Origin of the sequence: Lysinibacillus sp. RC46, assembly GCF_041262385.1 — a bacterium.
GTDB lineage: Bacteria > Bacillota > Bacilli > Bacillales_A > Planococcaceae > Lysinibacillus.
In genome coordinates, this window is the sequence record NZ_JBGCCF010000051.1 from 1 (window position 1) to 20,241 (window position 20,241).

General features: G+C 36.8%; 20 protein-coding genes, 2 pseudogenes and 1 other annotated feature. All 22 genes and pseudogenes read left to right on the forward strand.

Going from position 1 to position 20,241, the window contains the following annotated elements:
* A partial coding sequence (locus tag ABH966_RS25740) for a Gfo/Idh/MocA family protein (RefSeq protein WP_370083434.1) occupies positions 1-703 on the forward strand: 703 nt, incomplete at its 5' end.
* Between the two features lie 46 nt (positions 704-749).
* Positions 750-1,262 carry a DinB family protein gene (locus tag ABH966_RS25745; protein ID WP_370083435.1) on the forward strand — a complete coding sequence of 171 codons (513 nt, stop codon included), beginning with the start codon at positions 750-752 and terminating at the stop codon, positions 1,260-1,262.
* Positions 1,263-1,579: 317 nt separating this feature from the next.
* Entirely contained in the window at positions 1,580-1,888 is a 309-nt protein-coding gene (locus ABH966_RS25750) for a hypothetical protein (RefSeq protein ID WP_370083436.1), read from the forward strand.
* Between the two features lie 388 nt (positions 1,889-2,276).
* Positions 2,277-2,834 carry an RNA polymerase sigma factor gene (locus ABH966_RS25755; protein ID WP_370083437.1) on the forward strand — a complete coding sequence of 186 codons (558 nt, stop codon included), beginning with the start codon at positions 2,277-2,279 and terminating at the stop codon, positions 2,832-2,834.
* Positions 2,800-4,224 (forward strand): anti-sigma factor, encoded by a 1,425-nt coding sequence (locus ABH966_RS25760; protein ID WP_370083438.1) that lies wholly within the window; start codon positions 2,800-2,802, stop codon positions 4,222-4,224. The genes ABH966_RS25755 and ABH966_RS25760 overlap by 35 nt, the downstream gene beginning before the upstream one ends.
* A 202-nt stretch (positions 4,225-4,426) precedes the next feature.
* The gene (locus tag ABH966_RS25765; protein WP_049665318.1) at positions 4,427-4,576 is read left to right on the forward strand and encodes a hypothetical protein; all 150 of its coding nucleotides are present in this window, start codon (positions 4,427-4,429) and stop codon (positions 4,574-4,576) included.
* A gap of 259 nt (positions 4,577-4,835) precedes the next feature.
* On the forward strand, positions 4,836-5,006 hold the full coding sequence (locus tag ABH966_RS25770) for a transcriptional regulator (RefSeq protein ID WP_370083439.1): 171 nt from the start codon (positions 4,836-4,838) through the stop codon (positions 5,004-5,006).
* Positions 5,007-5,391: 385 nt separating this feature from the next.
* Positions 5,392-7,095 carry a putative bifunctional diguanylate cyclase/phosphodiesterase gene (locus ABH966_RS25775; RefSeq protein WP_370083440.1) on the forward strand — a complete coding sequence of 568 codons (1,704 nt, stop codon included), beginning with the start codon at positions 5,392-5,394 and terminating at the stop codon, positions 7,093-7,095.
* Between the two features lie 268 nt (positions 7,096-7,363).
* Positions 7,364-7,583, forward strand: a binding site (T-box leader).
* 64 nt (positions 7,584-7,647) lie between these two features.
* Positions 7,648-9,084 carry a proline--tRNA ligase gene (proS, locus tag ABH966_RS25780; protein ID WP_370083441.1) on the forward strand — a complete coding sequence of 479 codons (1,437 nt, stop codon included), beginning with the start codon at positions 7,648-7,650 and terminating at the stop codon, positions 9,082-9,084.
* 333 nt (positions 9,085-9,417) lie between these two features.
* Entirely contained in the window at positions 9,418-9,801 is a 384-nt protein-coding gene (locus tag ABH966_RS25785) for a hypothetical protein (protein ID WP_370083442.1), read from the forward strand.
* A gap of 34 nt (positions 9,802-9,835) precedes the next feature.
* Positions 9,836-10,240 (forward strand): hypothetical protein, encoded by a 405-nt coding sequence (locus ABH966_RS25790; RefSeq protein WP_370083443.1) that lies wholly within the window; start codon positions 9,836-9,838, stop codon positions 10,238-10,240.
* Positions 10,241-10,252: 12 nt separating this feature from the next.
* Positions 10,253-10,672 carry a CbrC family protein gene (locus tag ABH966_RS25795; RefSeq protein ID WP_370083444.1) on the forward strand — a complete coding sequence of 140 codons (420 nt, stop codon included), beginning with the start codon at positions 10,253-10,255 and terminating at the stop codon, positions 10,670-10,672.
* A 349-nt stretch (positions 10,673-11,021) separates the two neighbouring features.
* The gene (locus ABH966_RS25800; RefSeq protein WP_370083445.1) at positions 11,022-11,867 is read left to right on the forward strand and encodes a YwqG family protein; all 846 of its coding nucleotides are present in this window, start codon (positions 11,022-11,024) and stop codon (positions 11,865-11,867) included.
* A 159-nt stretch (positions 11,868-12,026) separates the two neighbouring features.
* Positions 12,027-13,265 (forward strand): DUF6138 family protein, encoded by a 1,239-nt coding sequence (locus ABH966_RS25805; protein ID WP_370083446.1) that lies wholly within the window; start codon positions 12,027-12,029, stop codon positions 13,263-13,265.
* Positions 13,266-13,576: 311 nt separating this feature from the next.
* Complete coding sequence (locus ABH966_RS25810; RefSeq protein ID WP_370083447.1) at positions 13,577-15,259, forward strand: DUF6138 family protein; 1,683 nt, start codon at positions 13,577-13,579, stop codon at positions 15,257-15,259.
* Between the two features lie 256 nt (positions 15,260-15,515).
* Positions 15,516-15,926 carry a hypothetical protein gene (locus ABH966_RS25815; RefSeq protein WP_370083448.1) on the forward strand — a complete coding sequence of 137 codons (411 nt, stop codon included), beginning with the start codon at positions 15,516-15,518 and terminating at the stop codon, positions 15,924-15,926.
* Positions 15,923-16,120 (forward strand): hypothetical protein, encoded by a 198-nt coding sequence (locus ABH966_RS25820; protein WP_370083449.1) that lies wholly within the window; start codon positions 15,923-15,925, stop codon positions 16,118-16,120. Before ABH966_RS25815 ends, ABH966_RS25820 begins: the two co-directional genes overlap by 4 nt.
* 617 nt (positions 16,121-16,737) lie before the next feature.
* A complete protein-coding gene (locus tag ABH966_RS25825) occupies positions 16,738-18,042 on the forward strand; it encodes a PQQ-binding-like beta-propeller repeat protein (protein WP_370083450.1) in 1,305 nt (434 codons plus the stop codon).
* A gap of 359 nt (positions 18,043-18,401) precedes the next feature.
* Positions 18,402-18,629, forward strand: coding sequence for a hypothetical protein (locus tag ABH966_RS25830; protein WP_370083451.1), 228 nt, complete (start codon positions 18,402-18,404; stop codon positions 18,627-18,629).
* A 14-nt stretch (positions 18,630-18,643) separates the two neighbouring features.
* Complete coding sequence (locus ABH966_RS25835) at positions 18,644-19,267, forward strand: SMI1/KNR4 family protein (RefSeq protein WP_370083452.1); 624 nt, start codon at positions 18,644-18,646, stop codon at positions 19,265-19,267.
* 570 nt (positions 19,268-19,837) lie between these two features.
* Positions 19,838-19,912: pseudogene (locus ABH966_RS25840) on the forward strand (IS607 family transposase); the annotation flags it as partial.
* A pseudogene (locus ABH966_RS25845) lies at positions 19,911-20,241 on the forward strand (RNA-guided endonuclease InsQ/TnpB family protein); the annotation flags it as partial. The pseudogenes ABH966_RS25840 and ABH966_RS25845, both read left to right, overlap by 2 nt.

Consider the following 20,241-nt stretch of genomic DNA (forward strand, 5'->3'; position numbering starts at 1 on the left):
CTCCTATAGGAAATCCAACAGATTCCCCAGTTGTCCGGATCAACTGGAAATTCTATCGGAAAGAGCTCTTACTACTAATATACGAGGGGGAATAACAGATGAAAAAAGCCGTTATCTTTTACACGAAAATAATGGTGCGACCCTTCTTTCCATTAACGGTGGGCACTCTTTAGATGTCCTCTGCTATATTTTAGGTGATTTTAAAGAATTGTCAGCTACAATGAATGTCCATTTTACTGAAGCGCTCGTACAAGAAACAGGCAAGACAACAGAAAAAAACACGGCTGACCAAATATTAATACACGGGACGCTAGTTGGTGGTACTTCAGCATCTGTACATATCCAAGGTGGAGTTCATCCTGCTTTTCAATTAGAAATTAGAGGAGAAAAGGGAGCATTTCGATTAACACAGAAAAATTCTTATGGCCATGTCCAATTTGGTAACCTTATCATTGAAAAAATGATACATCCAAATAATTTGCAAAACTTTATAGATGTTTTATATGAAGAAGTAAATATTCCATCAGAAATAAATAATGGCTCTATTGGCTATGTGAATCAAGCTTATACGATATTGGCAAAAGATATATTTAAGTGTACAAAGCAAATTCCGGATTTTAATGATGCTGTCAAATTGCATCGCTTGTTAGATACAGTTCAACAATCTGCAAAAACGGGTAAAAGAATAATTCACATCATATAAAACATATACAAAAAGGTAATAAAAAAATAGGTGGAGGAGAGATCACATGAATCAGTTAATAAATGATCATTTATATGAAACAAGAAATAACTTATTAGAGGAAATTAAATTATTAAGCGATACTCGATTGAATGCTAAACCTGATGCAAACAGTTGGAGTATTGCCCAAGTTTGCCATCACTTAGTTTTAGTGGAGGAATCCTCAGTAAAAGCGATTGCATGGGGATTAAAACAAGAAGATAATAAGCAAACGGAACGTAAAAATGTTCAACTTATTGTAGATAGAACAAAGAAAATTACAGCACCCAAAATTGTTGAACCAGTTGAAGACTTTTTCACAGTTCAGCAAATCATTGACTTACTTGACAATTCGAGAGAAAAATTAACAGCTTTCCTTAATACAATTAAAGATCCATCAATATTAGCAGAAAAATCCTTTAAACATCCTGCAATTGGGGAATTACCCCTTGATCAATGGGTAGAACAAATATATTTTCATGAACAACGACATATTGAACAAATAAAAGAAATCAAAACACTCATCAAAGTTGAGCTCTAATAGACTAAGCTAGAAACGGAAAACAATGAATGAAAAAAAGAAAAATACGACATTATGTTAAAAAAAGAAAAATACGATATTATGTTAAAAAAATTATAATAGAAATTAAAAATTCAATCGCATTAGAAATAATCTGGAACATTTTATTATTTATCCCTAGAATGATAATCCGATTATTAAAAAATATATGGTAAATCCAATTTCTTGAATCAGCATATAGATGTATAGTAAGAAGGAAAGGACAAAGAGCCTTTCCTTCTTTTTGTGCGCTTTATGGTATAATTATCATTATTTACTATTTTTAGATAGGATAAGTTATGAAGTTTTATAAATTAACTTGTATATGTACGTTTATTGTACTCTTATCAGGGTGTAATACATTTTTAACTAAAACAGAAGTACAAGCTTCGAAAGTAACATCAGAGGTTGTAAAAAGTGAACCAGTTGTTGAGGATATCACTGACGAAGAATCAGTACGGACGTCTTTCCCAATTGAAATTGATGAAGAGATAGCGGCTCCAATAGGTGAAAGTAAATCATATTTACTTATGATGGAGATGTACCATTCAAAATATCCGTATCAAATACTGGTACAAAAAGCTTTGTATACAAAATTCGAAATGTAGATAAAGAAACAAAAGTTGTAAATGGTGTTTTAAAAAGTAACGAAAGTTTTAATAAGGTTTTTGACGGATTTCCCGAAGGAGCTTATGTCATATCTTACGTTACAGAAGACGAAGAGGCTCCAGTAAATATAAAACTAAAGGTAAAGGTAGCGTTACTTCCCGAAAGACTTTAATATTCTATAATGACTAGAGCCATTGTTTTGATCCATCTTTTTTCAAAACAATGGCTTTTGTTGTGTCGTAAAATAAAGATTTAACTAAAAACCGTGACATTTTATAGAAAAATTTCATCATCTACTATCCTTTTGACGATTGGTTTTCTAATAGTTGGGAAAAGTGTCACAAAGTTTAGCGCCCATTCGTTATTTACAGTGAGAGGAGGAATTACATGAAAGTTACAAATAAGGATTATGAAAAGATGGAAGAACTATACGAATTGTATGAACAAAAAGTTTATTATTTGGCCTATTCTATTTTACATAATATTCAACAGGCTGAAGATATAGTTCAAGAGACGTTTATTACTCTCTATCAGAATATGGAAAAGAACTGCAGTTTGAACACTCAAGAACTTAAACGCTACATATTGAGAATTGCGAAAAACAAAACGATTGATAGTTACCGGAAAAATAAACGACATAAATTATTTTTGGAAGAGTATCAAAGAGAGTCACCGGAAGTAGTAGATGAAAATATTGAAGAGTGGGAACAACGTTTAATGTCTGAGCTTCAAATTGATACATTGCTAACAGAGTTAAATGACTCTTACAGACAGGTTTTTAAGTACAAAGTCTTCTATAACTTATCTTATCAGGAAATTTCAGAGGTAATGGGGATTACTGAAGTAAATGTCCGTAAGCAATTCGAACGCGCTCGAAAACGAGTACAGAATATTATAGGAGGTATAGAAAATGACGAATTCAAAGAACTCCAAAAATATGTATGACCTTGCTGAAAAAATCGCTTTAGACGATTTTGATAAACTAGATGAACAACACAAATTTTCAGATACTTACACGCACAAAAAGAAATTATTTATTGAGGAAATTAAGATGAAAAGTAAACCGCCACAGCAAAAACGTAAAAAGAATCGCATTTTAATCGCCGCTGCATGCTTAATGATTGGCATACCAACAACAGCTTTTGGCGCAGTTAAGGTCTATGATATGATTGTCCAAAAACAAAATTATGAAGTAAATGTCTCAGTGTCAAATAATGCCTCAAAAAAGAAGAACAATTGGTATAAATTAAAAGTAAATTATTTACCGGAAAATATGGTAGAAATCGAAAACGCTCCTATGAAATATTCATTTAAAGATTACTACGCAAAGGGTGGGTTTTCATTCTATCTTTGGAGAGTAGGCAAAGATTCCAATTTTCAAACTCTGTACTCAAAAAGCTATGAAGAAAAAGAGATAAATGGTAAGAAAGCAGTGATTGTCAATAAAGACACTAGAAACAAAAGTTTAACGTTTGACAGACAGGTCTATCTTTTATTTGAAGAAGAGGGAATTATGGTCGAAGGTACTATTGGAAATGATGTAAATGAAGAACTGATGATGAAGGTCATGGAGAACATTTCGCTTGAGCCCACATCAAAAGAAATGGCATCATTTATAGCAGATGATTCTCTCTATAGTGAAGAGACTGAACCAACAGAATTTAGCGTTATTCCTTTGAAAAAAGACAGCAAACAACTATTTAGTGTAGGTGAAAAGGTTCCAGTAACCATAGATCAAATAAGCAGTTTAGACAACCTTGAATTTGTTATAGAAAAAGTTGAAGTCTTTGATTCAATCAAAGATTTTAAACAAGATAACTTTAATGAATTTGGCCTAGGAAGCTTAAGCAAGTATAAGGCTTTAGATCAGAAAAAGAAATTGATACCGTATAGCCGAGATGTATATAAAGTTGGAAACGGTAGTGATTCCGTTTACGAACTAGTAGAGTCAAAATTAGTTAATCCTAAATTTGTCTACCTGACAACAACAGTTAAAAATATTGGTAAACAGGCAATAGAAGAAATCTGTATGAATCCAACCATACAAGTGCTTAAATTTGAAAATAATGGATGGAACTATGCTAGAGAAAATGAAATTGACGAAAAAAGTCTTATGACGGGCGAGGTTGATTATCTAGCACCTCATGGAAAGGGAAAAGCCTTTTACTATATTGACAATATCCTACCCGGACAAACGATGAAAATTAACTTAGGTTATTTTGTAGACGAGGATAAACTGGATTCAATCTTCCTAGATGCTTTCCGTTACGGTGGATCTGGTACTACTGACGACATGAATGCGAAGGATCGTTTGTGGATTGATATTCGTAGATAGAAAAGAAGATAGGGACATAGATAAAAAAGTTGCTTATATCTAGCAGCTTTTTTTATTGGAAGAACTTATCAATTATGCCTCGGCATAATTGCGTCCACTGACGGTACCCTAATTAATGCTTGACGAAACAAACCATCTGTTATATATTAAATAAAAATAAAACTAACTGTTATAAAACAGTTTAGTTTGAGGAGGAATTCTAATGTCAAAGTATCGTGATGGTTATGAATTTTATTGTGAGATGTGTGAGCGTTATGGTCTTGAACCAATTTCATTCCGCTACTATTTGCTACAGTTATCACAGCAACAACTTTCAGCTTATAATATGCAAGCCAAACAATTAGGAATTTAATGGTTTGTCATTAAAGGATGTGGTTATTACGGAAGCCGACGTGAATATTTTATGAAAAGCCCAGCCATACTAATTTAAATGGACTGGGCTTTCGTATATTTGAAAGAAATATCAGAAAATTTATTGACACAGCATACTATCTGTTATATATTATTAACGAAAATATAATACTGTTATATAACAAGATATGTCACTCAATTATCACAAGTACAATTAGAATATTATAACGAAACTGCACAATTGAAAGGAAGATATTAGTATGACAGATTATCGAGAAGGCTATGATTTTTATCGACAAGTGTGCGAGAAACATGGTTTAGAGCCAATAAATTTTCACTATTATATTTTAAACTTATCTCAGGAACAACTAGATGCCTACAATGAAAGAGCTAAAACATTGGGAGGTCAAATACAATATGAAGTCTCTTAGCTTATAAAATGCTTTACTGTCTATATGTGACAGTAAGGCATTTTTGATTCATATCATAAATGAAGAAATTATTCAAGTGTAGTAAAATTACAGAAGATTCATATATTCTAAAGTAACTAGGTTAAAAATAACATATGAATAGCACTAAGGTAATTAAAGTAATCAAAAACTATCGTATCAAGTAAGTTAAAAGACCTTATTATTAGGGGCTATTTTATTGAAAACCATCAAACATAGATTTGAATGTTTTGATATTTAGGTTGAATTAACTGCTTTTCTAAGACTATAATATAATTACATAAAAAAGGGCGATATCCCATAACTTTATACCTCGTAGAAATATAAAACAAAAGTACTAAACCCTTCTAATGAACGGAGAATGAAAATGATGAATATCACGCCTGATAGTATCAATCAAGTTAACTATAGTCTGAAAGAATTACAAGATATTTTTTCAGTAATGAATAGTTCAATCATTGTAGCAATTACAGATCGAACTGGGAAAATTACGTTTGTTAATGATCATTTTTGCAAAATATCTAAATACACCCGTGAAGAATTATTAGGGCAGGATCACCGTTTACTCAATTCAGGTTTCCATCCAAGATCCTTCTTTAGAGAGATGTGGAAAACTATAGGCAAGGGTGAAATGTGGAATGGCGAGGTGTGTAATCGAGCGAAGGATGGCAGCCTTTACTGGGTGAAGACAACGATTTTTCCTTTTCTTGATGACAATGGTAAACCGTATCAATATATTGCTATAAGGGTCGATATTACCGCACAAAAGGATATAAAAAAGATAACTCATATTGCTTATCATGATGAATTAACAGGACTACCCAATCGTCGTAAGTTAGAACAACGTTTAGAAAATGAATTCCATCAATCTCGACGTACAGGAGAGAAGTTTGCGTTATTTTTCATTGATGTAAATCGTTTTAAAAACATTAACGATGGACTTGGTCATATCATCGGGGATATGTTCTTAGTAGAAATGGCGAATCGTCTACGCAACGTTGATTATACATCAAATTCTATTTACCGCCACAACAGTGATGAATTTGTTATTATACTAAACGACGTTGACTATATTGAGGACAAGGCTGAGGAAATAATCAGTGTCTTTAATGAGAGTTTTGTTGTTGATTCGTATGAATTTTACGCAAGTATTAGTATTGGAATTAGTATTTTCCCAGATCATGCGAACTCTCCTGAGGAATTATTGAAAAATGCAGATATCGCCATGTATGCTGCAAAATCTTCACGTGGTAATCAATATCGCTTATATCGTCCAAATATGGAGGAAATCAACGATAAATGGTTATTACTCGAAACAAAGTTACATCAAGCGTTAAAAAAAGATATTTTAGAATTACATTATCAACCAAAAATCAATTTAAAAACGAATACAGTGATTGGCATGGAGGCATTACTTCGCTGGCATGACCCTGAACTAGGTCATATGCCACCAGATCGCTTTATTCCATTTGCTGAGCAATGTGGGCTCATTAATGATATAGGGGTTTGGGTGTTAAGAAAAGCATCTGCCCAGGTACGCACTTGGAATGAAGTACATAATATAAACTTACGTGTTGCCGTTAACATTTCTCCGATTCATATTAGTACAACAGGCTTTGTCGAAATGGTACATGAAGTTATTGCAGAAACAAAAATTGATCCGCAGTTTTTAGAAATCGAAATAACAGAAATGAGTATGCTGGATTATACGGAGGACTTAATTAATACAATCAAGCAATTAAGGGCACTTGGTATTACGATTTCATTAGATGATTTCGGTACTGGTTATTCATCGTTAAATTATTTAAAAACTTTCCCGGTAGATGTTTTGAAAATCGATCGTGCATTCGTCCGTGATATTGTGCCTGAAAAATCAGGCATTGCTATGATTTCAGCTATGATCTCACTGGCGCATGCCTTAAATCTGCAAGTAGTGGCTGAAGGTGTCGAGGAAGAGGCAGAATTAAATGTGCTGCGTGAACATGGCTGCGAGTACGTACAGGGCTATTATTTCAGTAAGCCATTATCGGTAAAGGACTTTACGAAACTGATAGTAGAAAGTTACATGTAGACAATATGGAGGATCTTGACCTAAATTTAGGACAAGATCCTCTAAGTGTTTATGGTTATTTTATTATGAAAAGCAACTTTACAACGAATACAGAAAGAGCAAAGGAGTAGCGACTTTTACTATATTTCTTTTTTCAGAGACAGTGATTTTTTTGCTAGTTAGAAGCAATTTGGTCACTAGGAAGTAACGTCAATTTTCTGATATTTCCCGAAAAATAATCGTTTTAATATTTGAAATTATTTAACTGTTTTGCTAAAGTTATATAAAATATAAATTGTTGATGTGGCCAAGTAAGTAAGAATAGTGAAACAGAGAATATAGCAATTGCTGAGAGCTATATCACCGCTTCTTATCTGAAACCTACCACGGAGATGTTATGCAAACATAACCGAGTCGTTTTCGTTACAAAACGTTAGAGGGTTTTAAGGTTTTCTTAAAACTAAATTCAAGGTGGTACCACGTTTAGTCGGCACAAAGACGTCCTTATTTAGAGGACAGCTTTGTGCTTTTTATTTTTTCAGTAGGTAAAGTTACAGAAATGGAGGAGAGAAAATGACAACACAACAAAATAATTTTTCAAAATGGTACATCGAGACAATCCAAAAGGCAGACTTAATGGATTATACACCAGTTCGCGGCTGTATCGCATTTAAACCAGACGGCTATGAAATTTGGGAACATATTCAAGAAGAGATGGACCGTCGTTTTAAAGAAACAGGTCATCGCAACGCTTATTTCCCTATGTTAATTCCTGAATCCTTCTTCCAAAAAGAAAAAGATCATATCGAAGGTTTCTCACCTGAGCTTCCTTGGGTAACGGAGGCAGCAGGCGAGAAATTAGAAGAACGTTTAGCACTTCGTCCAACTTCTGAAACGATGATTGGCCATCTCTATTCGAATTGGATCAAAAGTTACCGTGATTTGCCGGTCTTAATTAACCAATGGGCAAATGTTTTTCGTTGGGAGAAGAAAACACTCCCATTCATTCGAACATCTGAATTTTTGTGGCAGGAGGGTCATACAGCACATATTGATGAAGAGGATGCACGAAAAGAAACAATGCAAATGTTGGCTATCTATAAGGAGGTAGTAGAAGGTTTACTTGCCATTCCTGTCTATGATGGACAAAAAACACCTTCAGAACGTTTTGCAGGGGCGGTCGATACATTTTCTATTGAAGCAATGATGAAAAATGGCAAGGCCGTACAAGCTGGTACCTCTCACTATTTAGGTACAAAGTTCGCTGAAGCATTTGATATTAAATATTTAAATAAAGCTAATCAGCATGAATATGTACACACAACATCCTGGGGGACTTCTACACGTTTAATTGGTTCAGTAATTATGGTTCATGGTGATGAGCAGGGTCTAATTTTGCCGCCACGAATTGCACCGACCCAAGTTGTCTTAATCCCTGTAGGTCCATGGAAAAAGAACCCTGAAATTATGGAGAAACTAGATGACATCTTTGCAATTCTTAAGAAGAAGGGAATTCGAGTACGTCTTGATGACTCCGACCAATCACCAGGCTTCAAATTTAATGAATGGGAATTAAAAGGTGTACCAGTTCGTGTTGAATTAGGACCACGTGACTTAGAGAAAAACCAGGCATTGTTAAAAGCACGAGATGAAGATGACAAGCAATCCATTGACCTGAACGACATTGTTGTGGCAATAGAAGAAGAACTAACAACGATGCAAAGTCGTTTATTCGAAAAAGCACGTAAATTCCGTGATGAAAACGCCCATACAAATATTGATACACTGAAAGATTTACAGCAACATATTAACATTTCCAAGGAAAACGGATCTATTCCTGGGTGGGTTCTTGCTGGATGGTGTGGAGATGATGCCTGCGAGGAAAAAGTGAAAGAAGAGACAAAATATACTTCTCGTAACATTCCATTTAACCCACCAACTACGAAAACGACTTGTATTTGCTGTGGAAATGAAGCGAAACATACAGTTTGGTTTGCTCAAGCATATTAAAAAGAGTAGTGTTTATTAATTTCCTTGATGACGGTGGTCATATTATCGAGGAGTGCTATTTGCGCTTGAATGCTCGTAATACAATTTCTGTGATGTTCTCTATACTCATACTGTGTCGTGTGCATGCCCCTCGATGTTTACTATATGAGTAGAACAAACGTAGAAGGTATATTCTTTCACTTCTGTTTTTGTTTGTTTACGACTCGTTTTCCACTGCATCTCCAGCTGGAAATGCAGTGTTTTTATCTTGATTTTTCCTGTGTTTTCAAAAAAATGCTAATATGCTAGAATAAAAAACAGAACATATATTCTTTTTTGTGGAGGGTGAAAACAATGAGTTATGATTTAATGGTCTTTGATAAAGAGCAAGCTCCAAACAATAAAGAAACATTTTTGCAATGGTATGATGAACAAACAAAATGGGCTGAACCACATGACTACGTAACAATAACAGTTACAACACCAGCATTACAAAAATGGTATCAGGATATGGTAGAACAATTCCCCAATATTAATCTGGTGGATGAGGAATTATTGGATGCGGATGAAGATGACGAGTTAGAGAGTCGTTTAACTGAATATAGTATTGGCTATGCCATGATTTACACAGCTTTTGCCTGGTCTGTAGCGGATGAAGCATATCATACGATGAAGGAGCTTGCAAAAAAACATGGAGTCGGTTTTTTTGATGTGAGTGGTGAGGGGGAGATTTTCTAAATCATTACATCGTATGTAGAAAGGTGGATAAGAAATGACAGAAAATCTTATTGCCCAATGGCAAGAGCAAAGAAAGTCGTTTGACGCAAAGAATGCCAAAGCAATTAACGCTATGCATAAGCTAAGGGAGCAAATTCAAAAAGCGGAGCCAACAGAGGTAAATTTGCGCATGCTCGTCGAAATTTTCTGCATGTTGCAAATGTATGACGAGGCATACAAAATTTTTACATCCGTCATGGATTTACGCAATAAAAAAGATCAGAGAAAATACGGCTCGATTAAATATTGGATTGACAATCCGCAAAATGTAAAGCCATTATTGCCACGTGTCATTCAGGAGGAAGCAGAGATGAAAATACCATTACCAACATTTAAATATATGCCGAATCCAATACAAGCGAATATTTTTAAAACGGGTGATTTAGTTGTTTGCGACTGATGTGAGCAAGAAGTGGGCATTTATTGTACAAAAGGCATTTATGCGATTGAAGAGGTTGAATATCTTTGTCCAAACTGTATTCATAGTGGGCTGGCTGCGCAAAAATTTGATGGTCAATTTCAGCAAGATTTATTAAATTCCGAGCTTGTGAAGAATGACGACTATACAGATGAAGTGTTGCATCGCACACCTGGCTATATTAGTTGGCAAGGAAATGATTGGATAGCACATTGCACGGATTATTGCGCATTTATTGGTTATGTTGGCTGGCAAGAGCTGGTGGAGATGGGCATTACGGAGGAGTTTGTACATTTTAATGGTCATACCAAAGAAGAGCTAGCCGCTACTTTGCGTAATAATGGCTCGCATCAAGGTTATCTATTTCAATGCTTAGAATGTCAGCAATACATTCTGTATTCCGATTTTGATTAATCTACATTGGTGAAATATGGAGCAAGTTGAGCATGGCTCTGGAGAAAATGTACCAGAGATACTACACAAGTTAGTGCGGAGAAATGACCAAAATTTCATGGAGAATATTTGTTTCATTAGCGAAATATGCTTGTTTTATAGATTAGAAGGAGACATTTTCAAGCATCTGCATAAACGGTAAAGCATCGATTTCCAGCTTGCGATAATCCTTGTTAATTGGCTGTTCAGGACGGACTAGTGTAACAACTCTAGCTAAAAGAATGGTTGAGTAAAAGTACAATGATTTCTTGTTGGCACAGGATTATTTCAAGTAAGTACATGAATGGTAATAGAGAAAGGAGCTACGAATATGGAAAAATTACGCTCAGCATTACTTGATTTTGAGCTTGAAGAAGCCACTGAGCAAATTTTACAATTCGCTAAAAATTCTATTCGCGCTATAGCGACGCCAACTGCGGATGAAGAAATTCGAATAGGTCATTCTAAAATAGGGGGAGCACCTGATACACCGACAGATTTTGTGTGGCCACAAACAAAGAATGGGCAACCACTCTATTTTCTTTGCCAGTTAAATTTAGCGGAGGTAAAGCCTTTTGATTCGAATCATTTACTGCCTGCAGAGGGGCTTTTATCCTTTTTCTATGATGCAGTGGAACAGCCTTGGGGTTATGATCCAAATGATGAAGATGGCTTTCATGTTTTCTACTTTACGCAAGTGAATTTTCAACGAACGGAACAACCCACAACTATAAAGGAGTCTATTAAGAGCGCAGTGCTATCCTTTAAAAACGAATGGACATTGCCGTCATGGGAATCGCCTGATGGTCAAAAACTAACAGTTCTTTTAACGGAAGAACAGGCAGATGCTTACGGTGACTTCTTATGGAGAGATGAAACAGAACATACAGCACATCGCATTGATGGATATCCTAATACGATTCAAGGTGATATGTACTTACAATGCGAGTTAGTGACGAACGGTTTGTATTGTGGCGATTCCACAGGCTACGAGCATCCTTTGCGCAAGGAGTTAGAACCTAACGTAAAAGATTGGCAACTGCTATTACAGCTTGATTCCGAAGATGATCTCGGTTATATGTGGGGCGACAGTGGTAGACTATATTTCTGGATTCGCGAGCAAGATTGTAAAAATAAAGCCTTTGATAAAGTATGGGCCATTTTGCAATGTTATTGAAACTACTAGAATTGTAGAAATGGAAGAGGATAGGGTGTTATTCATGGTGTCGAAAGTGCATGTTTGGCTAGGCATTAGTCATGTAGATGATGAAATTACAGATCCATATGACCATCAATATAAAATATGCCCATTTTGCTGATAAAAGGAGGTATTCGGATGAAAGTAAAACAATTTACAGAAAACGAAGCGTTATGGCTACAGCTTGAACAAGAGCTACTAGCAAAGCAATATAAACTTGACGAAGGAAGCTATCCTGCTAGTATTATTACGCCTTCTTTTTCACTAGATGCCTTCGCATTAACGGAGGTGCTTTGCCACTATCAACAACTTATATTATTAGACGTATTTCGCCAAGAGCTTGGCTTTGAAACACAACGCTACTGCCTTTCTCGCTTCACGCAAAAACAACAATCTTTGAGCTATATGCCATTACTTCGCTACTACGCAATCACTTTAAGAAAATACGGTGCAAGCTTTGAATCGTTAACTGTTGAGGAAATATTGCGAACGATTAAGGAATTAGACATTGAAACATATAACCATTTACTTATAGTTGGTTCTGGCACTTTACCAATAAATAAATGCCGAGCTGAATCCAACCTTATTTATTGTTATGCAAATGATGTGCTGGCTACCATCTTGATTCATATTAAAGAAGAAACAGAGGAAGCGTACCGTGAAGCCATGCTCTATTTAAATGCTTTATTGGAGGAGGATTTCCCGAAAAGCTATAGCATTTCCTATGAAGGGGAAAGTGATCTAGTGCTGCCAATTGAGCGTTTACCTGTCACACCTTCCCATCATTTTTTTGCAAAGGTGTTGAGCTATCCAAACCTACATGCTGCGCTAGTGGAATATAGCTACAAAGCGATGGCTGAGTATCATTTTTACGAGGATGTTCCGGATGAGGAAGCGGCAATGCCAAGCACGTTTGCCGTTTTTGGCCTTGGTTTATACAATAAAAGTTATAGCAAGCTCATTATCGACTATATGGAAATATGCGATGCTGATCATTCACCACCGACTGAATATTTTGCGAAAGCCTATGTGGAAAGGTGGGGGTTAACACCTGAAACATTGCCAATCTTTGCTTACATTGTCGCAACTGTGCCAACTGTTCCATACGAACCTTTCTTTGAACAGGCGATGAATACGGATGAAAATTTACAATGGCTTGAAAAATATATGACAACGCCCTTTATCGAGCTTTGTCCCGTGATTTCACCTGAACAAAATGAACGTATGGAAGAATACAAAGATCTAGATGTAGGATCATTACTGTATACATGCTTTGCGATTGTCCATTTGAATGACTTCACCAACCCGAAATTTATGCGGATTTTATCGCCATATCGCGAACGTTTTGAGGAAATATTGAAGGAGCTCGTGTCATGACAATAGAAGAAAAAAACATACACCGAACGAAAGGAACACTCGTTGATTTAGTTCATCAACATTAAAAGTAATTGACAGAAAAGAGATGGAACGGTTGGCATTTGTAAAAGAAGTCATAGCGATCCAAGGGGGCACTGACTTTGCCGTCTAGTGATGAATTGATGGGTATTGAAATATACGAACAAGGATAGTCGTGGTTTTGGTGCAAAAAATTAGGTACTAGTTTGAAAATTAAGAAATCACGATTGTCCTTTTTGTGACTCGAAATCAACTACTGATAGAACAAAACAATCAAATGGGGGGAAATGAATTTGTCACAGTATATAGAACAGTTTTTGGTGGATGTATGGCAGCAGTTAGAGCGATTTTATCAGCAGGAAAACGACCGAATTAGTAATACGAAGGACTGGAGCAGACTCCATATAGGAGTGAAACATTATGTAAAGGTGAAATGGACATCAGAAAAATTGAATAAATTACAATGGGGAACCCCTCATTATGGAACGATTTCTATTTATACATACGAACCATTTAGTTGGCATGATGATGCTTATAAAGTAGCAGCGGGCGATTACATGCAAGAAATTACAGACATCAACCAAATAGAAGAATTATTTTCCGCTTTATGTGCCAAAATGGATACGGTTTTCCAATCCGATGAATATCATGCGAAGCTTTTTGATTATCGCCTTCAACTTATTTTGGAATTTGAGCATGATGGGCGTGAGATATGCTATCAAAAAGAGCTACTAAATAACGACAAATTCACATTAGCGAAACAAACGTTAGCTACTTTTATTGAAACAAAAGTGATGGCTGATTTACCTGTATGTCCTGCTAAGAAAGATGGATTTTTCTTTGCTCGTTGCCTAGTCAATCCTCATTTTTTCCATCAGCGCGTAGCTGATATCGAACCAATAATGCAACGGTTATTGGAGAAGTATAGCGGGAATGAAGAACGCTTAAACCAGTGGAAATATGATTATACATCGGCATTTAAAGATTGGGCAGAGGAGTATATTTTATCGGTTTATTTTGAGGAGACAGGAGAATATGAAACGAAATGGATACTAAACTCAGCGGCTAGACCTAAGCAGAAGGAGCTAGAGTTCTTTGTTTATATTGCATTACAAATCGGATCTAAAGAACCTGATACACGTAAGCAATATCTTGAATTGGCGCAGCAACTTGGTTCACAAGAGGCGGAGGATTATTTACAAAATGGCAGTGATCATTTTGAACATAGAAGGAAAAGTGCGCGCTTTCAAGGAGCAGCCAATGATATTCGAAAATTCATTTCAATTCACATCATTGTTGAGGAAGAAGAAACCTATCGTGAAGCGTTGCATTACATCATCGATTTGTTACAAGCGGGCTTTGTCAAGGGCTATAGCTTACAGTTAGAGAGTCAGGAAGAAAACTATTTACCGATTCAAGGCCTTGCGAAAACGGAGCTGCATCAATTTTTTGCAAATTGCCTAGCGTATCCAAACCTGTTCCCATTGATTGCCGACTATGCAAAAGTGGCAATGGAGGAATATGCATGGTATGAGGACGTGGAGCCTAGCGAGCTATCCGCTATGCCTGGAACATATGCTGTATTTGGTCTAGGGCTTTTTAGCGATGCTTATTTTCCCCTTGTGCAAAGCTATATGTCACTTGTTGATTCAGAGCACCAGCTTGTACAAAATAACTATGCAGAAGCTTTTCTTAACATGCACGACCTATCAGTGGAACAGATGCCTGTGCTGATTGACATTTTACTTAGCGCAAATGAGGGGGAGCTCGAGCAGTTAAAAGGAATTCACGTTGATGAACTGGAATTGCTAGCTGAATTAATACATCAACTGGAGAACAAAGAAGATTACCAACGTAGCTATGTATTATATCAAATTTTTGGTAGTATGGAGGATCTAGCACAGCGTATTGAAAAAGAATCAGCGCCAATCCAAGAAATGCTAGAAAAATTACTAGGTTGGATGGAAGATTATTAATTGGTTAGCTTTCCTTAGTTCTTTAAAGAGCAAGACTTCTCAGTAAAGTAGGAAGTGCAATGTTGAGGAAATGCTAGCTAATATGTCATTTTTATTAGCTGTCATGTTTTAGATGAAAATAGATGAAATCAGAGCATTACTTAAATCGAGAGCAAAAGAGCTCCGAGATAGTTAAAATCGCAATTGCTTTTGATAAAAAATCAGATTTGTTCACCACCTTCGAGTTGCTGAACAATTAAGAAAGAGGAGGATTCCATTGTTAGATATTAATCCTACTACTGCTTGGATCGATTTGTTGTCCACCTATGAAGTCAATCCGAAATATGGCGATCCTGATGTCATTGATCAGTACCTGGATCAGCGGGATGCCGATCTGTTTGATTCACAATGGATGGCTGCACATGGCGACCTGACAGCTATCATTGACAGTATGTTGGTAGCGGATCGAAAGAAGATAGAGATGCTTCAGAATCGTGCTAGTAAGCAAATTTACGAAACAATCATTGGACAGACTAGTCACTCTGACCTAGCCGCCTATGCATCCGATGATGTAAGGCTGATTGTTGGCTTCCTTGTGACGGGCCAAGTTAACAGTTTTGTTCTTGAAATGAAGGAAAGTTACGAACGAGGTGATTTACCCAATGTTGAAGAGAGTCCTTTTTCATGAGAAAAACCGTGCCTGCAGATGTTTCAATCCGCTGGGCGCGCAGTGATATCCGGCAATCTAGCCATAATTTGTGGCTTGATTTAGAGAAAGAATGTGTGCATGTCAGTGATGGTTGGGGTGTAGCGTTTGCCGCATTGCGACTATGGGCTCTTGACCTGAGTAATGGACGCGAAATGGAATCTTGTGTCTTTTAGAAAAGGAGCCTTATTCATGTATCTAAAATATTCGCCAAGAACCATTGTACCTTTCACTGTCCTTTCGGTACAGGAAAACACCGCTATTGCGGTAGTTACAATAGATGTTTTCTACGACGAATAATTGCAGGAGGAGATGCTTTTTACGCGAAAGCGAAGCGTCAGCAGCAAATTGTCACTATCCTCGTCGCAAAGGAGATGTCTCAAAAGAGTTTTTCAGACATCTCCTTTTGTATTTTAGACTAGCCCGAACAGGAACGTTTGTTCTAAAATAGACTTAACTTGAATCGAGGAGCTCGTTTTATGACATTACGTTCCCACAAGAATTCGAGAAATATCGTTCAATTATTGAACCAACTATACAACCTGTTAAACACATTGACACGATTGAACTTTGAAAGCAAGTTCGAAGGCAATCCCTATTTCCGAGGGGCATCTTTCTATATGAAAATATTCCAGAAGAATAAAGCTTATGCTCCTTAGCACTGGGGCATCTGACTCCGATTATAATGTGATAGTCATTAGCAGGTTAGTTGGATTCGGTTAGGATGCTTTCAGAATAATGAAGAAACCGTAAAACATGATCAGATTAGTTAATTAACAAGGAGACTACTACAATGACAAATGATACTTTACAATTATCCCAGAAATGGCGAGAAGAGGGGTTACGTTATGCAAGTGAGATTAATGCCTACGTGCGCAGAGGATTAGAAAACAACTGGGAGGCACCAGGAGAGGAGCCGTCTGAAGATTCACGTGGACAATTAGCTTCGCAAGTGTACAAGTTTATTAAACAGGCGAATAGAACAAAGGAACTGGAAACGCTCCGTGAACAGTTTCCAGCTGCTTCTTGGCCATTTCAGGAAACGCACAGCCAACAGATGCGAGCTGTTTATCCAATTGCGTTTCTACGTGATGGTGCATTACTTGTTGCAGCGCAAAATGAAGATTTATCACGCACTGTCTATTTGATGGATAAACAGGAGGCAAACCGTATCGAGCATGTACATGCGGCAAGTTGTTCTGCGGATGGACGCGACATTGCTTTGATGGATGAGCAAGGAGTTCGTATCGTACGCGAGCCTGATCGAGAGTTGAACGGCTCTCTGCTGGCTACATACACATGGGCGACAATCATCGACCAATTGCGCGAAAATTACCCCGACATAGAGACCTTACAGCCAGAAAGCTATCGAAACGCAGATGTCATTCCATTTGCTGATGGCACGAAGTTATTGGTGGTGTCGCATGATGGTATCTATTTGATTGAGAAAACAGGTGCCATCTTGTTGCACCCGACAGTGGAAAATATACGGGAGTGGACAAGAGAAGATGATGACTTGACAGCAAGTTTAGCGATGGCACATGGAGCTGTTTCGCGAAGCGGCAGATGGCTGGCTTATGGAAGTCAAGGCAGCGAGCATTTGTTACTAGATATAGAAAAGTATGTTATGCACTCATTTGAACCGATGTCGAGTTATCCGCATTACAGCTTGTTCAGTGCCAATGATGAGCATGTTTGGTTCAATGCATGTCATTTTTACAATGGATCTACGCTAGGTATTTCACTTCATGATCTTGAACAGTACAATAATGAAGAACCCCCTTCAATAGATGATAGTATGCGTGTATATGCCGGTGTTGCAGTGCAAGGGGGCAATATTATGGGTGACGCATATGGATATTTGCGAATGATTGATTTTGAGGGGAATGAACTTTGGCGTTACTTCGTATCTGGGACAATCAGTGGTATGGCATTAAACTCTGACGAGACAATATTGCTTGTCGGTACATACAATGGAACGCTCCATGTACTTGATTTGACTAGTACAGAGCCAAGTCCATATGAGATTGGCACAAGTTCAATACGTGAATCGTACCGTTGGATCTTCTGGGATACTCAACAACCACTGTACTGGTAGTTTTTATAGGCAAAGTCGACGAAACTATAAGGTTCTTTTTATCAACATCATATGTATTTGAAATGACAGATACTTATAATAGTTTGCGTTTGGTCTAAATTTTAAGTTTTGGTAGAATTAATCAATAAATGGCTACAGGTGTCACGATAGAAACATCTAAATGGATTCCTTTAATTAACATTTGAGATGAAGAAAAGATTTGTGTAGGAACAAGAGTTAGGTTGTACAATGTAGATCTAACTCTTGTTGAAGATAGCAAAGATGATTACTACGAATACTTAATATCATCTATTTATGACAATGAAACGCACTTACAGCAAACGGTTCACTTTAGAGCTAATATCTAAGGAAGTGAAAGTATGTTTTATCCGATTGGCAACACAACAATAGATTCTGATAAATATAGAGAAAAATTTGCAAAACGTTATTATCTGCCTTTTATGAAAGAATTGATAGACTTATCAGGATGTTCTTTAAAGGAAGCAAAAGAGTTGATTGATATTGTGATTCATGAGGAAGACATTATTGTTAACCAAACATCACAAGAGTTACAAGATACTTGTTTAGCTGAATTACAAGATGATTGAGAGGGAGTGGGATTATGCCAAAAAAATTATTGAATATGTTAGAAAAATGGTATGAGGAAAATCAACATGACAAAATTGTAGAAGCGATTGAACAATTGTCTAAGTCAGAGCGAGATTACGAAATAGTAGGTCATTATGGTCGTGCGCTTAATAATTTAGGGCGTTATCATGAAGCGTTGTCCCAGTTATGCACAGTTAAAAAACAGGGGCAACAAGATGCGGATTGGCATTGGCGTGTTGGCTATGCTTATTTCTATATCCAGAGATGGCAAGAAGCGCTGGCTGCATTTGAAAAAGCGAAGGAATTACAGTTTGATACTAGAACTGAAGAGTATATAGTAGCCTGTCGGAATATTATGAAAAAGTCAGTGGAAGCGCTAGATGATATCAAGCTTGTCCCTTTTCATGAGCGTGATTTCAGTCAATTTTGGGAAAAAAGCGATTATGCGGATAAAAATTATGTAGAAGTATCCCCCACTACTGAAATGATTGCTTCTATAGAAGAGGAACTTGGCTATAAATTGCCAGCAGATTATATTTGGTTTATGCAACAACAGAACGGCGGTATGCCAGTTAACACTTGTTTTCCAACGGCTATGCCGACTTCATGGGTAACTAAACTGTTACAACAAATTTAAACCAAACTATACAAACCTGTATAGAAACATAGATTGATAACAGAATACCCTTCGTATCAAGCGATTGGTGCGAACTCCACGTTAATTGCTTTTAACTCCTAAAGCCTTGTGACCAAAACGGAGCTGGAAACGGCAGACGTAACGGTGCGAAAGCAGAAAAAACAACAAGTATGGCATAAGCTGAAAAAAATCACTCAGTGTCCGTAAAGGATCATCGTGACAACGGAAAACGGTGGCGCTAAGTGCTTTGACAATGGATGTTTAGCAGCGAAACTCCTAAATCTCTAATGAGACAAGGAGGACGTTCAACGACTATCTCCTTGAGGGAGAGTAAAACCGCAAGCGAATGGCGGAAGAAAAATGTGGCTCTTATCAGAAGATAAGATGAAGATATAGTCTGCGCTTATGTGAAAGCATAAGAGGTCTACTCGTGAGAGAAAGACTGCATTAAGGGTTGCGCCTTAGTGTGAACAAGAAAAATATATACAAATATAAAAAATGTTAACAACCTCTCTAAACAGGGTAAAGTGATTTTATCATAGTGAAAGAGAGGTGGTACGCATGGAATGAATGTCCATTGGGAAATTTGCTAAACATGTTGGTGTAAATGTTGTAACGCTAAGAAGAATGGAAGCGAAAGGCGATTCGAACAAATCATTTACATCAATGTCCTAATGAGATTGTGAAAACCAAGCCATCTCGTATTGTAATGGAACATTTAAATGTAAAAGGTATGATGAAAAATAAACATCTGGCGAAGGCGGTAGCCGGGCAAAAGCTATATGAATTCAAAAGGCAAATTCACTACAAATGTGAAAAATATGGAATTGAATTTGTTGAAGCTGACAGATGGTTTCCATCATCAAAAACTTGTTATAGTTGTGGACAAATCAAAACCGATATGAAACTGAAAGACAGATTATTTATCTGCTCTTGCGGATTAAAGCTGGATAGAGATTTGAACGCAAGCATTA

Excerpts from the sequence above, each read along its gene's own strand:
- ABH966_RS25745 (WP_370083435.1), top strand. The coding sequence starts at position 750 with ATGAATCAGTTAATAAATGATCATTTATATGAAACAAGAAATAACTTA.
- ABH966_RS25750 (WP_370083436.1), top strand. The coding sequence starts at position 1,580 with ATGAAGTTTTATAAATTAACTTGTATATGTACGTTTATTGTACTCTTA.
- ABH966_RS25755 (WP_370083437.1), top strand. The coding sequence starts at position 2,277 with ATGAAAGTTACAAATAAGGATTATGAAAAGATGGAAGAACTATACGAA.
- ABH966_RS25760 (WP_370083438.1), top strand. The coding sequence starts at position 2,800 with ATGACGAATTCAAAGAACTCCAAAAATATGTATGACCTTGCTGAAAAA.
- ABH966_RS25765 (WP_049665318.1), top strand. The coding sequence starts at position 4,427 with ATGTCAAAGTATCGTGATGGTTATGAATTTTATTGTGAGATGTGTGAG.
- ABH966_RS25770 (WP_370083439.1), top strand. The coding sequence starts at position 4,836 with ATGACAGATTATCGAGAAGGCTATGATTTTTATCGACAAGTGTGCGAG.
- ABH966_RS25775 (WP_370083440.1), top strand. The coding sequence starts at position 5,392 with ATGATGAATATCACGCCTGATAGTATCAATCAAGTTAACTATAGTCTG.
- proS (WP_370083441.1), top strand. The coding sequence starts at position 7,648 with ATGACAACACAACAAAATAATTTTTCAAAATGGTACATCGAGACAATC.
- ABH966_RS25785 (WP_370083442.1), top strand. The coding sequence starts at position 9,418 with ATGAGTTATGATTTAATGGTCTTTGATAAAGAGCAAGCTCCAAACAAT.
- ABH966_RS25790 (WP_370083443.1), top strand. The coding sequence starts at position 9,836 with ATGACAGAAAATCTTATTGCCCAATGGCAAGAGCAAAGAAAGTCGTTT.
- ABH966_RS25800 (WP_370083445.1), top strand. The coding sequence starts at position 11,022 with ATGGAAAAATTACGCTCAGCATTACTTGATTTTGAGCTTGAAGAAGCC.
- ABH966_RS25805 (WP_370083446.1), top strand. The coding sequence starts at position 12,027 with ATGAAAGTAAAACAATTTACAGAAAACGAAGCGTTATGGCTACAGCTT.
- ABH966_RS25820 (WP_370083449.1), top strand. The coding sequence starts at position 15,923 with ATGAGAAAAACCGTGCCTGCAGATGTTTCAATCCGCTGGGCGCGCAGT.
- ABH966_RS25825 (WP_370083450.1), top strand. The coding sequence starts at position 16,738 with ATGACAAATGATACTTTACAATTATCCCAGAAATGGCGAGAAGAGGGG.
- ABH966_RS25830 (WP_370083451.1), top strand. The coding sequence starts at position 18,402 with ATGTTTTATCCGATTGGCAACACAACAATAGATTCTGATAAATATAGA.
- ABH966_RS25835 (WP_370083452.1), top strand. The coding sequence starts at position 18,644 with ATGCCAAAAAAATTATTGAATATGTTAGAAAAATGGTATGAGGAAAAT.